A 14,174-nucleotide genomic window follows, 5' to 3' on the forward strand; every position below is an offset into this window, starting at 1 on the left:
GGAGGCTTCGCCGTTTCATGGCCCTGCGAAAGTGGCGTAAGGGCGGAGCGAACACGCCGTAATCGGCCAGCGTTTGTGGCGTTTTCGCCAGACGTTTGCGGCGTAAAGATTGAACGTTCAGGCCGTTGTGGATGTTGGTTCAAGATGTAATGAGGGTTTTGCCAGGCGGTTGCGGCTGAATGAAAGAAGCCTTGGCAACAATGGGCCAAGGGAGGGTGTAGCGTGGAGGGGCGGTGTTCAGGCCAGTTCCAGCCCCAAATGCTCGCGCAATTTCTCGATGGCGGGGTTGCGCTGGCGCAGTTCGTCGAAGAGTTCGCGCTTGGTAAACACGCGGCGCATGTCGCCGGGATCGGCCAGTCTCAGCGTGAGGTCGATGTCGGCATTGCCCAGCGTCTTGCGCATGGTGGCGCGGATGCTGCCTTTTATCTCGTTGATTTGTCCCAGCAGAATCTCATTGTCGAGCACCACTTCTATGTTGGGATAGTCGGCAATGTGGGGTGTGAGGTTCTTCAGCCGGGCCGCCAGTCCCACCAGTTGCTGTGGCATGCGGTTGCACATCAGGGTCCATTGCATGCCCAACTCGGCCTCGGTGAACCTGCGGGCTTCGTCCGGCGTGGGGGCGGGAGAGGCCTCTTCGGTCTTGGCAACCGCATAATCGGGCTGCTCCGGGCCGCGGCGGAGGTCGTTGAAAGTCATGCCGATGTTGCGCAGTTTGATGCGTGGGCCTATCGGCGCGGGCTTGTCGGTCGGTGTGCCCGGTGCGGCGGGCGGCGTGATGGGGCCGACAGCCGGCTCGGTAGCGGTCGTATGGCCGGGCGATGAGAGGGTGGGGGAAGAAGTTTCCGGGCGGCTCTGCACCTGAGCCGCCGGTTGCGTGGTCGTCCCATCCCCGGCCACCTGCGATGCCGTTATGGGTTGGGAGGTCTTGATGTTCTTGAACAGGGTTTTCAATCTCTTGGGGCAACGCCCCGCTCCGGCGGTATCATCGTCTTCGGGCTGTGTGATCTGGGCCACGCGGATGAGTGTCAGTTCGGCCAGCAGACGCTTGTTGCTGCTCTGCCTGTAGTTGACGTCGCACTCGTTGAGAATCCTTAGCGCCTTGTAGAGAAAGGGTATGGGGCACTTTTTTGCCTGCTCCTGATAGCGCAGCCGTTGCTGCTGGCTCGCCTCGAGCAGGGGTAGCGTCTGCGCGTCGCGGGCCATGAGCACGTTGCGCACGTGCGAGGCCAGCCCGTTTATAAGGTGTCCGGCATCGAAGCCTTTAGCCACAAGCCCGTCGAGTAACAGCATGATGTCGCTCACTTGATTGGCCAGGGCCAGGTCGATGATGCGGAAGTAGTTGTCGGCATCGAGCACGTTGAGGTCTTCGAGCACCTTTTGATAGGTGATGTTCCCTTGGCAGAAGCTCGCCACCTGGTCGAAGATGGAGAGGGCGTCGCGCATGCCCCCGTCGGCTTTCTCGGCGATGACGCTCAGCGCCTCCTCCTCATAGCCGATGCCTTCCTTGTCGGCCACCATCTTCAGATGCCCGATAATCTCGGGTACGGCCATGCGCTCGAAGTCGTAAATCTGGCACCGTGAGAGGATGGTGGGCAGAATCTTGTGCTTCTCGGTGGTGGCCAACACGAAGATGACATGGTGCGGCGGCTCCTCCAGCGTCTTGAGAAAGGCGTTGAAGGCGGCCGTGGAGAGCATGTGCACCTCGTCGATGATGAACACCTTGTAACGGCCCGTCTGTGGTGGGATGAGCGTCTGGTCCATGAGGGTCTTGATGTTTTCCACGGAGTTGTTGCTGGCCGCATCGAGCTCAAAGATGTTCATAGAACGGCCCTCGTTGAACGACCGGCAGCTCTCGCACGTGTCGCAGGCCTCGCCGTCGGTCGTGGGGTGTTCGCAGTTGATGGTCTTGGCAAAGATGCGTGCACACGTCGTCTTGCCCACTCCGCGCGGTCCGCAGAAGAGGTAGGCATGGGCCAGCTTGCCACTCCTGACGGCATTCTTGAGCGTGGTGGTGAGGGCTTCCTGCCCCACCACCGAGCTGAACGTCATCGGGCGGTATTTTCTGGCCGATACGATATAGTTGTCCATAATGCTGTGCTGTTGTTTGGCGTTGCAAAGTTAGTGCAAATTGGGAGAAAGGCAAAACAAAAAATGTGTTTTCTTTTGCTTTTTCCTTGATTTGCATTATCTTTGCAAACGTTTATAGAGAAAGAATTATGAGCAGCAAACTGGGCTTCGTCTGGAACATTTTGGCACGCTACAAGTATCTGATTACAGTGGTTGTCGGAGTGGCCGTTGTGGGTTTTATAGACGACAACAGCTTTCTCCGCCGCATACAATATGACCTTCAAATCAGCCAGTTGAAAGATGAAATCAAGAAGTACAATGCACAGAACGAGCAGGCCACCAACGCTTTGCGCGAGCTCCGGCGCACGCCCAAGGCCATAGAAAGGATAGCCCGTGAACGCTATTTCATGAAGGCCGACGACGAGGATATTTACGTGCTGAGCACCGATGTGCAGCCGGCGGGCGAAGACCAGAACCAACCTATCGAAAGTAATGAAGCAATTAAGTAAGTTCCAGAGCGTGCTCTTCCTGACGGGGGGCACGTTGATGGTGGTGGGTGCCGGCGGCTTTGCGCTGATGTGGCAGCAGCCGGTGATGTGCTGGGTGTTCCTGCTGGGCGCCCTGCTGTTTGCGCTGATGCAGATTGCACAGAGCTATGAAGGGCGCGACGTCACCATTCGGCGGCTGAAGCGCATCCAGGGACTGGCCGACCTCCTTTTTATATTTTCCGGCATCCTGATGGCCGACAGTGCGTGGGGATTCTTCCGTCCGCTGTTTTCGAGCATGGTAGATTATGTGAACCTGGTGTACAACAAGTGGGTTGTCCTGCTGCTCATTGCTGCTGCGTTGGAGGTCTACACCGTGCACCGGCTCGACCACGAACTATCCAAAAAAAAACTAAAAGAGTAGGCGAGAACTTTAAATTGAATGAATTTTCTTTTCCGCTTCGCAAATACACATTATCTTTGTGCTACTCGAACAAGCAACGTTTATGAATAAAGTTTTATACGCAGTCATCGGTATTCTGAGCCTCACTTCGTGCGCCAATACGTTCAGCATCACAGGTTCGTCCAATGTCTCGACACTCGACGGCCAGAAGCTCTACCTAAAGGTGTACAAAGATACGGCGCTCAAGAGTCTGGATTCCTGCGACGTGGTGCACGGCCAGTTCCACTTTCAGGGCTCCATCGACTCGGTGCGCGTGGCCAACATATTCATGGACGACAACACAGGACTGCCCGTAGTGCTGGAAAGCGGCGATATCGTGGTGAAGATAGACAACACGCAGGAGAGCGTGACGGGCACGCCGCTCAACGACAAACTCTCGGCCTTCCGCGAGAAATTCACCCAGCTCATGAACCAGAGCATGGATCTTGTACACAAGCATGACCAGGCCATTATGAACGGCCGCGACATGAATGCTGTGAATGCACGGCTGGCCGCAGAGGACGCAAGCATCAACCAGAAGATGGACAAGCTGGTGACAGGATTCGTTACCGAGAACTTCGACAACGTGCTGGGGCCCTACGTGTTCATCAATACTTGCATGAGCCGCTACCGGGTTCCCATGCTCGATGCCTGGATAGAAGACATCATGAGCAAGGCCACCGACAAGTTCAAGAACGACCCGCAGGTGAAAGAATATTACGAGACCGCCCAGCAAAACCAGAACATCATGAACGGCATGCAGGAGCCGCCCCATGCCGCCGGCCAGCCGGTGGCGCCGCCTATGGACGGCCCCACGCCCAACCAGATGGCAGCCCCACAGCCGGCTCCGCAGACCGCAGGGCCGATGCCCGCACAAGCCGAATGACCGAACGACTCACCAAAGGCTGACATATGAAGACAATCATTGAGGGTGGACGAATTGTCAATGAGGGACGCTCATTCGAGGGAACCGTCATCATAGAAGACGACCTCATCCTCGACATCCTGGAAGGCACAGCATCTCCCCGTGGAAGCTACGACAAGTGCGTAGATGCCACGGGGTGCTTCGTCCTGCCCGGCATCATCGACGAGCACGTGCATTTCCGCGAGCCCGGGCTCACCCGCAAGGCCGACATCGAGAGCGAGAGCCGTGCCGCAGCCTTTGGCGGCGTCACCTCTTATCTGGAGATGCCCAACACCGTGCCGCAGACCGTCACGCTGGAAGCCCTCGACGAGAAATACCGACTGGCCGCCACGAAGAGCCATGTGAACTATGGCTTCTTCTTCGGAGCCACCAGCGACAACGTCCCGCTCTTTGCACGGCTGGACGCCACTCGCATTCCCGGCATCAAACTCTTCATGGGAGCCTCCACGGGCAACATGCTTGTCGATCGGCTGGACACCCTGCGCACCGTCTTTGCCACCTGCGCCGAGCTCGGTCTTCCCTTGATGACCCATTGCGAGGACACGGCCCTCATCAATCGGAACATGGCCGAAGCCAAGCGCCGGTATGGCGACGACCCCGATATCTGCCATCATCCCCTCATCCGGTCGGCCGAAGCCTGTATGGCCAGTTCGTCGCTGGCTGTGCAGCTGGCCCGCGAACTGGGCACGCGGCTGCACATTGCCCATGTCACCACAGCACGCGAGCTCGACCTGTTCACCCCCATTGATTCCGACGGCCGGCTGCCCTCCATCACGGGCGAGGCCGTCATAGCCCACCTCTGGTTTGCCGACGACGACTATCGCCGGCTGGGCGCCCTCATCAAGTGCAACCCCTCGGTGAAGACCGCTGCCGACCGCGAGGCATTGCGCCGTGCACTCGCCGACGGGCGCATCACTGCCGTGGGCACCGACCATGCCCCACACGAGCCGGCCGACAAGCAGGGAGGCTGCGCCCAGGCTGCCTCGGGCATGCCAATGATTCAGTTCTCCCTTGTTACAATGCTCGAGCTGGTCGATGCCGGCGTGCTCCCGATAGAGCGGTTGGTGGAACTCATGTGCCATCACCCGGCACGGCTGTTCAGTGTGAGCGGCCGCGGGTTCCTGCGTCCGGGCTACAAGGCCGACGTGGCCATCGTGAAGCGCGGGGAGCCGTGGACGGTAACGCCCGACATGGTGCAGAGCAAGTGTGGCTGGAGTCCCGTCATGGGCCAGCGGTATCACTGGCAGGTAAGACAGACGCTCTGCAACGGGCGTGTGATTTACGACCGCGGCCGGTTCTTACCCGATAGTCGGGGCGAGGCCCTGCGGTTCAGAATGGAGGCAGACGAAGTGCCCGGACGCAAACAAAAATAGGTGCAAGCATGAAACTGACCTACGATATTAGTGAGGTGAGACCCTATATCAACTGGATTTACTTTTTCCATGCCTGGAGCATGAATGGCTTGGGTGGGGCCGAGAAAGATGCTCTGCTGGCTGATGCCGGGCAGATGCTCGACAGCTGGCAGGGACTCTGCCACACCTACGCCGTGTTCGAGGTGCTGGAAGCCAACAGCGACGGCGACGACCTGCTGATTGGCAGCGTGCGGATTCCCATGCTGCGACAGCAGCGGCCAGCAGTGGCGGGACAGTCCAACTTGTGCCTTGCCGATTTTGTTCGGCCGCTTGCCTCGGGTGTCAAGGATCGGGTAGGGGCCTTTGCCACCACCGTAGACCCTAGTATGGAGAAAGTTCATCGCGATGATGTGTACCTGCACTTGCTCTCGCAGGTGCTCTGCGACCGGCTGGCTGAGGCCACGGCCGAGCTGATGCACCTGCAGGTGCGCCGCACGTATTGGGGCTATGCACCCGACGAAAATCTCTCCATGAGCGATTTGCTGGCCGAACGCTATCAGGGCATCCGCCCGGCTGTGGGTTATCCCTCGTTGCCCGATACGAGCCTCAACTTCATTCTTTCCGACTTGGTCGGGATGAAGCAGATCGGCATACAGCTCACCGAGACCGGCATGATGCAGCCCCACGCCTCGGTGTCGGGCCTGATGTTTGCCCACCCCCAAGCCCGGTATTTTGACCTGGGACAGATTGGCGACGATCAGTTGCACGACTATGCCCGCCGCCGCGGGTTGCCCGTGGCGTATGTGCGCCGCTTCCTCAGTACCCGTCTCGCCGCCCCGGCCTCTGTTTAGGTTCGTGTCTTTTCCCCGTTTCATCCTTTCATTCCCCAAGTTGTCTTGATAGCCCGCATCCTCATTCCCATCATTCTGACCATTGTGCTGCCCGACCTTTATTTCGATCAGCACTATTGGAAACGCCGCTTTGCCCGTCGGTGGTGGTGGCGGTTGGCCTGGTGGCTGCCCGGTGTGCTGATGCTGGCTTACACTGTTGGACTGGCCTCCATCCGCAATTTTGCGCCAGACGACCTCATGTGGATCAACGTTTATCTGTTTCTCCTGGGGCTTGTCGTGGTGCCCAAGGCACTCTTTGCCCTGTGCTCCGGACTGGGCCTGGCCTGGTGCCGATGGCGCCACACTTACCGCAACTGGGGCAATCTGGTGGCTGTTGGATTGACGATTGGTGTCTGGTACATGCTTGGCTATGGAACCACGATAGGGTTGCGCAAGCTGGAAGTGAATCATGTGGACGTGTATTTCAACGACCTTCCTGCCGCTTTCGACGGCTACCGCATCGTGCAGTTCACCGATGCCCACGTGGGTACGTTCACCGGGAGCCGGCTTCCACTGCTGCAGCGCGACCTGGACAGCATCAATGCCCAGCAGCCCGACCTCATTGCCTTTACGGGCGACTTGCAGAATATGCGGCCGTGCGAGATTCACCCGGTGGCTTCCATGCTGGCCGGGCTGCGTGCCCGCGACGGCGTTGTCTCGGTGTTGGGCAATCATGATTATAGCGAATATACCGACGAGGAACCGGCTGTTGAGGCTGCTAACCGCGCTGAAACCATTGCCTTGCAACGGCAGTGTGGGTGGCGATTGCTACTCAACGAGCATGTCGTCATTCGTCGGGGGCGCGACTCGCTCGTGGTGGCGGGCGAGCAAAATTGGGAGAAACCCGACAGTTCTGACTTCGTGCGCACCATGCAGGGCGTGGGCAAAGGAGCCTTTGTGGTGATGCTGCAACACAATCCCAAGGCTTGGGATGCCGAAATCAGGCCCAGCCAGCGTGTACAGCTCACCCTGAGCGGCCATGTGCATGGCGGCCAGATTGCCCTGTTCGGCCTGCGTCCCACCCAGCTGCACTACCATCAGGACTTCGGTCTCTACCAGTCCGGGGGCAGTGCTCTCTATGTTTCGGCCGGCATAGGCGGACTCATTCCTTTCCGCTTTGGGGCCTCGCCCGAGATAGCTGTCATCACCCTGCACCGCGTGGCGGCACCTGCCGGGCATCTCCGTTCTCCCCAATCACGCTCCGCAAACACTTACACAACAAAACCATGAAATATCTCTATCGTATTTATCAGTTGTTCATCGTGCTGCCCATATTCCTGGTGGCCACGATTCTCACGGCCTGTACCACGGTGGTGGGTTGCTTTCTGGGCAACGGTCATGTCTGGGGATATTATCCCGGTCGTCTGTGGTCGCGCCTCACGGTGACGCTGCTGCTGTTGCCGGTCAAGGTGGAGGGCCGCGAGCATCTGCGGCCCGGGCAGTCGTATGTCTTCGTGGCCAACCATCAAGGCATGTTCGACATCTTCCTGATTTATGGTTTCCTGAACCGCAACTTCAAGTGGATGATGAAGAAAGCCCTGCGCAAAATGCCTTTCATCGGTATTGCCAGTCAGTATGCCCACCACATCTTTGTGGATCGCAGCGGTCCTTCCAAGGTGCGCGAGACCTACGACCAGGCCAGTGAAATCCTGCGCGAGGGTATGTCGCTTGTGGTGTTTCCCGAGGGTGCCCGCACCTTTACCGGCCACATGGGACTCTTCCGCCGGGGGGCGTTCATGCTGGCCGACGAGTTGCAGTTGCCCGTCTGCCCGCTCACCATCAATGGGTCGTTCAATGTCATGCCCCGCATGCGGGACGGCAAGTGGTGCACTTGGCACCGGCTTCGACTCACCATTCACGAACCGGTGGAACCCATCGGTAAGGGGCGTGAGAACATCGACCATCTGAAAGACCGCAGCTATGAGGCCGTGATGGGTGGACTGGTGCCCGAGTATCAGGGCTACGTGGAGAATCCAGACCAATAAAAAAGCATTTCCTCTCCGAAATTACATGGACATCGCGAGTGCTCTTTCCCATTTATTTTATACTTTTGCATCACACAGAAAACTCATATCATTATGTACGAAAGCGACTCTATCATCATTATACCCACCTATAACGAGAAAGAGAACGTGGAGAAAATCGTCCGCGCCGTCTTCTCGCTGGATAAGTGCTTCCACGTTCTGGTCATCGACGATGGCAGTCCAGACGGCACGGCACAGATAGTGCACCGCCTGATGGAGCAAGAGTTTGCCGACCGCCTTTTCATCATTGAGCGGACGGGCAAACAAGGGTTGGGCACTGCCTATATCACGGGGTTCAAGTGGGCGTTGGCCCATGCCTACGAGTATGTTTTCGAGATGGACGCCGACTTCAGCCACAGCCCGGCTGACCTGCCGCGGCTTTATGCCACCTGTCATGACGAGGGGGCAGACGTGGCCGTGGGCTCTCGCTACGTGACGGGGGTCAATGTGGTGAACTGGCCTATCGGCCGTGTCTTGATGAGTTACTTCGCTTCGCAATACGTACAGACGGTGACGGGTTTCGACGTGCACGACACGACGGCTGGTTTCGTGTGCTATCGTCGTCGGGTGCTGGAGACTATTGAGCTGGATAAAATCCGTTTCAAAGGCTATGCCTTCCAGATAGAAATGAAATATACGGCCTACAAGATAGGTTTTAAAATCAAAGAGGTGTCCGTGGTTTTTGTCAACCGCAGGGAGGGCACCAGCAAGATGAGCGGTGGAATCTTCAGCGAAGCGTTCTTCGGCGTGATGCGCTTGCGGCTGGACGGATGGTTCCGCAAATATCCACAGCTCCCCAGGGCATAGCCGTGAAGACAGACGCCCGATGATATGAACATCACAGACTTACAGACATTATACAGGGGGCTGCCGCAGAGCGGGGCCCTCGTCAAGTTGTTGGGAGACGACACGGTGAAGACCATTTCCCTGCAGGGACTGGTGGCTTCCTCGGCTCCCGTATTTTTTTCTGCCTTGGCAGATAAGTCGAAGAATGTGTTCCTGTTTATACTTCAGGATGCCGACGAGGCCGGCTACTTCTACAATGACTTGCGGGAATGTTCGGGTCAGGCGGATGCCGTTCTCTTTTTTCCATCGGGCTACCGGCGTGCCGTGAAGTATGGCCAGCGCGATGCTGCCAACGAGATACTGCGCACCGAGGTGCTGGCAGCCCTGGCCGCTGCCCAGACGGCAGGTTTGGCTGGGCACGGGCTGTTCGTCGTGAGCCATCCCGAGGCCATTGCCGAACTCGTTGTTTCGCAGACCCATCTGGACGAGCGGCGCATCTCTCTCAAGACGGCACAGCAAATCGACATTACCACTTTGGAACATCGGCTGCGCGATTCGGGCTTCACGGAGAAAGACTATGTGTATGAACCCGGGCAGTTTGCCGTGCGTGGCAGCATCATCGACGTGTATTCTTTTTCTAGCGAGCTGCCTTTCCGCATAGATTTTTTCGGTGACGAGATTGATTCCATCCGCACATTCTCCGTGGAAGACCAACTGTCCAAAGACCGCAAGACCGAAGTTGAGATTGTGCCCGAGCTGGCTGCGCTGGCCACAGAGCGGGTGCCCTTTCTGCAATTTCTGCCTCTGAACGCTGTGTTGGTGGCCAAGGATTTCGGCTATGTGCGTGACGTGATCGACCGCATCTACCACGAAGGATTCTCCGGCCAGGTTGTTACCGAGCGTATGGAGGGGGCAACCGAGATGGAACAGGCACGCATCCGCAAGGAAATGACACGCGAAAGCGTGCTGTGTCCGGCATCGCTGTTTGTGGATGAATCAGAAAAATTCAAGCAGGTTTTGCTGTCTGCGGCAGCAGATATGGCTGGCAAAGGAGAGGCCGAGGCCGCCGTTACTTTCCATATTTCGCCGCAACCGTTATTCCATAAAAACTTTAACCTGCTGAGACAATCGCTCGAAGACTTTATCCTGCAAGGCTACAAGCTCTATATTCTGGCCGACAGCCGGAAACAACAACAGCGGCTCAAGGACATCTTCGACGAGATGGGAGCCGACCCGGAGCGGTCGCTGGCCAACGCGCAGCGGTCGGGCATTGATTTCACACCCGTGGACAAGACGGTGCACGAGGGGTTTACTGACCACGATCTGCGGACATGTTTCTTCACCGATCATCAGATTTTCGACCGGTTCCACAAGTACAACCTCAAGTCGGACAAGGCACGGGCCGGCAAGATGGCCCTCACCATGAAAGAACTGCAAGAGATGGAGCCTGGTGACTTCATTGTGCATGTAGACTTCGGTATCGGCAAATTTGGTGGCTTGGTACGCGTGCCCATAGCTGTTGGGGATGGCCGGGGAGGGACTTCCGGGGGAGACTCTTATCAAGAGGTTATCCGCATTATCTATCAGAACAATGACAAGGTGGATGTCTCCATTCACTCGCTCTATAAGATTTCCAAGTATCGGAGCAGTGATGCCGGCGAGGCCCCGCGCCTCAGCACATTGGGCACAGGAGCTTGGGAACGGCTGAAAGAGAAGACCAAGAAGCGCATCAAGGACATAGCGCGGGACCTTATCCGGCTCTATGCCAAACGCCGGCATGAGCGGGGATACGCTTTCAGTGCAGACTCGTTCATGCAGCATGAACTGGAGGCGAGCTTCCTCTATGAGGATACGCCCGACCAGCTGAAAGCCACACAGGACGTGAAAGCCGACATGGAACGGGCGCAGCCGATGGATCGGCTCATTTGCGGCGACGTGGGATTCGGAAAAACCGAGATAGCCGTGCGCGCAGCTTTCAAGGCTGCCTACGATTCCAAGCAGGTGGCAGTGCTCGTACCTACCACGGTGCTGGCGTTCCAGCACTATCAGACTTTCCGCGACCGACTGAAAGATTTTCCTGTGCGCGTGGACTATCTGACTCGGGCCCGAAGCACCAAACAGACCAAGCAGGTGACGGAAGATCTGGAAGCCGGCAAGATAGACATCATTGTGGGTACCCACAAGTTGTTGGGAAAGGCTGTGAAGTGGCACGACTTGGGGCTGCTCATCATCGACGAGGAGCACAAGTTCGGCGTGTCTACCAAGGAGAAGCTGCGCAAGCTCAAGACCAATGTGGACACCATCACCATGTCGGCCACGCCCATTCCTCGCACATTGCAGTTCTCGCTCATGGGAGCCCGGGACATGAGCATCATGCGCACGCCGCCGCCCAACCGCTACCCCATACACACCGAACTGGCCACCTATGGGCATGAGGTGATAGCCGATGCCATCAATTTCGAGATGAGCCGCAACGGGCAAGTGTTCTTTGTGAGCAACCGTATCTCGGGTCTTGGAGAGATAGCCGAACTCATTCATAAGTATGTGCCCGACTGTCGCGTGGCCATCGGGCACGGGCAGATGCCGCCCGAAGAGCTGGAAAAGATCATCATGGGCTTCATCAACTACGACTATGACGTGCTGCTTTCCACCACGATAGTAGAGAATGGCATCGACATTCCCAACGCCAATACCATTATTATTAACCAAGCCAACCACTTCGGACTGTCTGACCTGCACCAGATGCGGGGACGTGTGGGCCGGAGCAACCGCAAGGCTTTCTGCTATCTGCTGGCTCCACCCAAGAGTGTGCTTACTCCCGAGGCACGCCGTCGGCTTGAGGCACTGGAGACATTTTCGGAGCTGGGCAGTGGCTTCAACCTGGCCATGCAGGACCTCGACATCCGCGGGGCAGGCAATCTGTTGGGTTCCGAACAAAGTGGATTCATGGAGGATCTGGGCTACGAGACCTATCAGAAAATCCTGAACCAGGCCGTGACCGAACTGAAGAATGAGGAGTTTGGAGAGCTTTATGCCGAGGACATCCGGCAGGGACGTGAGGTGTCGGGCAATGAGTTTGTGGAGGACTGTGCCTTGGAGAGCGATCTTGAAATGTACTATCCAGACACCTATGTACCGGGCAGCAGCGAGCGCATGTTGCTTTATCGCGAACTTGACAACATAGAGACCGACGACGACCTCGCAGCCTACCGTCAGCGGCTGGTAGATCGCTTTGGCCCCGTGCCGCCCGAGGGTGAGGAGCTGATGCAGGTGGTGAGTCTGCGTCGGGTGGGCAAGCGGCTGGGCTGCGAGAAAGTGATTTTGCGTCAGGGCATGATGAACTTGCAGTTTGTCTCCAATCAAGACAGTCCTTTCTATCAGAGCAAGACTTTTGGCCGCATCATCCGCTATGTTATGGCCAATCCTCGACGCTGTAACTTCAAGGATGCCCATGGGCGTCGGCTCATCCACATCACTTCAGTTTCCTCTGTTTCAGAGGCGGTTGCGGTGTTGCGGGCCATGGAGCGGCAGGAAATGACGAATTGACGGCCGTTCCCAGTTCATTTTTTCTCGAACCAGCGACTTTTTGGCCTTTCCCAGTCCGTTTTTTCTCAAAACGACGACTTTTTTGGCCTTTCCCAGTCCGTTTTTTCTCAAAACAGCAACTTTTTAACCTTTCCCAGTTCGTTTTTTTCAAAACAGCAACTTTTTAACCTTTCCCAGTCCGTTTTTCTCTAAACGACGACTTTTTAGTCTTTCCCAGTTCGTTTTTTATGTAAATGGCCTATGAGAAACTATTTTTGAAGTTGGCTTTCTGCAAGCCGTAGCCTTTCTTTCGGTCGATGGCGAAGAGGGCGAGCGACAGTAATACTCCGCCCCCGGCAAAGCAAGCGAAAACCGACAGGCTGGTGGTGTAGCTGGCGTCAATGTCGTTCAGCCGGCCAATGAGCATAGGTACAAGTGCAAGGCCAATGTTTTGGATGTAATAGATAATGGAGTAGGCAGAGCCCAGCATCTTGATGGGAACAATTTTGGGCACGCTTGGCCATAGGGCTGAGGGTACCAGAGAGAATGAAATGCCGATGAGCACCATGATGAATAGTGCGAATCCAGTGTTGTGTATGGCGGGGATAGCCAGGCCGATGTGGCATAGGGTAAGGACGATGCAGCCCGCGAACATGAGTTGAACACCCCTGCCCAGACGATCGTAGAGGGTTCCAAAAAGCGGTGTAAGCACAATGGTGCCATAAGGGATGACGGCCACTATCCAGCCTGCTGTCGTTTCGGGCACACCATATTTGCTAATCATGAGGTCGGTGGCAAACTTCATGAATGGACGGATGGAACTGTAGAAGAAAACACAGAGTAGGGCGATGAGCCAGAAACCGGGATTGCGCAATACTTGCAAGAGGTCGCGAAACCGGAAGCTGTCTTTGGCGAGGCGAGTGGCGACGGATGTTTCGGTGTGGGTGGCTTGGGCTCTTTGGTTGTAGTTCCGGTCCATCAAGGTGTAACTTGCAAAGAGCAGAAATCCGATGAGCAGTACGCCCACGCCTACCAATATCGGCGACGAAATGCCCCACTTCTCTGCAATGAGCGGACTGAAACTCAGTGCCGATGCCGTGCCCAGTCGGGCCATAGCCACTTGAATGCCCATGGCAGAGGCCAACTCGTACCCCGTGAACCACTTGGTGATCACCTTGGATACGGTGATGCCCGTGATGTCGCACCCTACTCCGAAGAGTCCAAAGCCCAAGGAGGCGGCCAGCACCTGCGCCTTGATTTGGGCAGGAACAAGCCCGAAGAAACTGACGTGGGTGAGAATGATATGGTGTGGATCCATGTATCGGATGGCATAAAAATTGATGGCAGCACCGGTCAGCATGGCCCCTGTGGCCAACAGTCCGGCAAAGCAGATGCCACATTTGTCAATAAGAATTCCTCCGAGGAAGAGCATCAAAAGGAAGACATTGAAAAACGAATAGCTGCCGGCATAGAATCCATATTCAGCTTGGGTCCAACCCATGCCACCCTCATTGACGGGCATTCTGAGTGAAGTGGAGATAGGGGAAACAATATCCCAGAAGACGTAACCGGCCATCATGACCGTGGCAACAAGGAAAAGTACCGTCCATCGCGTCTTTCGTGATGCTGATGGCAGGGCGGGACGGCAGTCTGCTGTGGTGTTCATGGTATGGGAAAG

11 protein-coding genes are annotated in these 14,174 nt (G+C 56.6%); 9 read left to right on the forward strand and 2 right to left on the reverse strand.

Going from position 1 to position 14,174, the window contains the following annotated elements:
- Positions 1-237: 237 nt before the first annotated feature.
- Positions 238-2,088, reverse strand: a complete 1,851-nt coding sequence (locus tag PREDE_RS02450; RefSeq protein WP_005843675.1) for a DNA polymerase III subunit gamma/tau — start codon at positions 2,086-2,088, stop codon at positions 238-240.
- Between the two features lie 128 nt (positions 2,089-2,216).
- On the opposite strand from PREDE_RS02450, the gene PREDE_RS02455 reads away from it, so the two are divergent.
- The 9 genes from PREDE_RS02455 to mfd all read left to right on the forward strand — a co-directional run bounded on the left by PREDE_RS02455 (position 2,217) and on the right by mfd (position 12,517).
- The gene (locus PREDE_RS02455; RefSeq protein WP_005843674.1) at positions 2,217-2,576 is read left to right on the forward strand and encodes an FtsB family cell division protein; all 360 of its coding nucleotides are present in this window, start codon (positions 2,217-2,219) and stop codon (positions 2,574-2,576) included.
- Entirely contained in the window at positions 2,560-2,976 is a 417-nt protein-coding gene (locus tag PREDE_RS02460) for a hypothetical protein (protein WP_005843673.1), read from the forward strand. The genes PREDE_RS02455 and PREDE_RS02460 overlap by 17 nt, the downstream gene beginning before the upstream one ends.
- An 82-nt stretch (positions 2,977-3,058) precedes the next feature.
- On the forward strand, positions 3,059-3,880 hold the full coding sequence (locus tag PREDE_RS02465; protein WP_005843672.1) for a DUF4369 domain-containing protein: 822 nt from the start codon (positions 3,059-3,061) through the stop codon (positions 3,878-3,880).
- Between the two features lie 26 nt (positions 3,881-3,906).
- A complete protein-coding gene (locus tag PREDE_RS02470; RefSeq protein ID WP_005843671.1) occupies positions 3,907-5,292 on the forward strand; it encodes a dihydroorotase in 1,386 nt (461 codons plus the stop codon).
- Positions 5,293-5,300: 8 nt separating this feature from the next.
- Positions 5,301-6,122, forward strand: coding sequence for a vitamin B12 dependent-methionine synthase activation domain-containing protein (locus PREDE_RS02475; RefSeq protein ID WP_005843670.1), 822 nt, complete (start codon positions 5,301-5,303; stop codon positions 6,120-6,122).
- Positions 6,123-6,167: 45 nt separating this feature from the next.
- Positions 6,168-7,391, forward strand: coding sequence for a metallophosphoesterase (locus PREDE_RS02480; RefSeq protein WP_005843669.1), 1,224 nt, complete (start codon positions 6,168-6,170; stop codon positions 7,389-7,391).
- On the forward strand, positions 7,388-8,146 hold the full coding sequence (locus PREDE_RS02485) for a lysophospholipid acyltransferase family protein (protein WP_005843668.1): 759 nt from the start codon (positions 7,388-7,390) through the stop codon (positions 8,144-8,146). The genes PREDE_RS02480 and PREDE_RS02485 overlap by 4 nt, the downstream gene beginning before the upstream one ends.
- Before the next feature lie 93 nt (positions 8,147-8,239).
- Positions 8,240-8,992, forward strand: a complete 753-nt coding sequence (locus PREDE_RS02490) for a polyprenol monophosphomannose synthase (RefSeq protein ID WP_005843666.1) — start codon at positions 8,240-8,242, stop codon at positions 8,990-8,992.
- A 24-nt stretch (positions 8,993-9,016) separates the two neighbouring features.
- Positions 9,017-12,517, forward strand: coding sequence for a transcription-repair coupling factor (gene mfd, locus PREDE_RS02495; protein WP_005843664.1), 3,501 nt, complete (start codon positions 9,017-9,019; stop codon positions 12,515-12,517).
- A 238-nt stretch (positions 12,518-12,755) separates the two neighbouring features.
- Here the strand turns inward: mfd and PREDE_RS02500 are convergent, their stop codons facing one another.
- Positions 12,756-14,162, reverse strand: coding sequence for an MFS transporter (locus tag PREDE_RS02500; protein WP_015298401.1), 1,407 nt, complete (start codon positions 14,160-14,162; stop codon positions 12,756-12,758).
- Between the last annotated feature and the right edge of the window lie 12 nt (positions 14,163-14,174).

Source organism: Prevotella dentalis DSM 3688 (genome assembly GCF_000242335.1).
Lineage (GTDB): Bacteria > Bacteroidota > Bacteroidia > Bacteroidales > Bacteroidaceae > Prevotella > Prevotella seregens.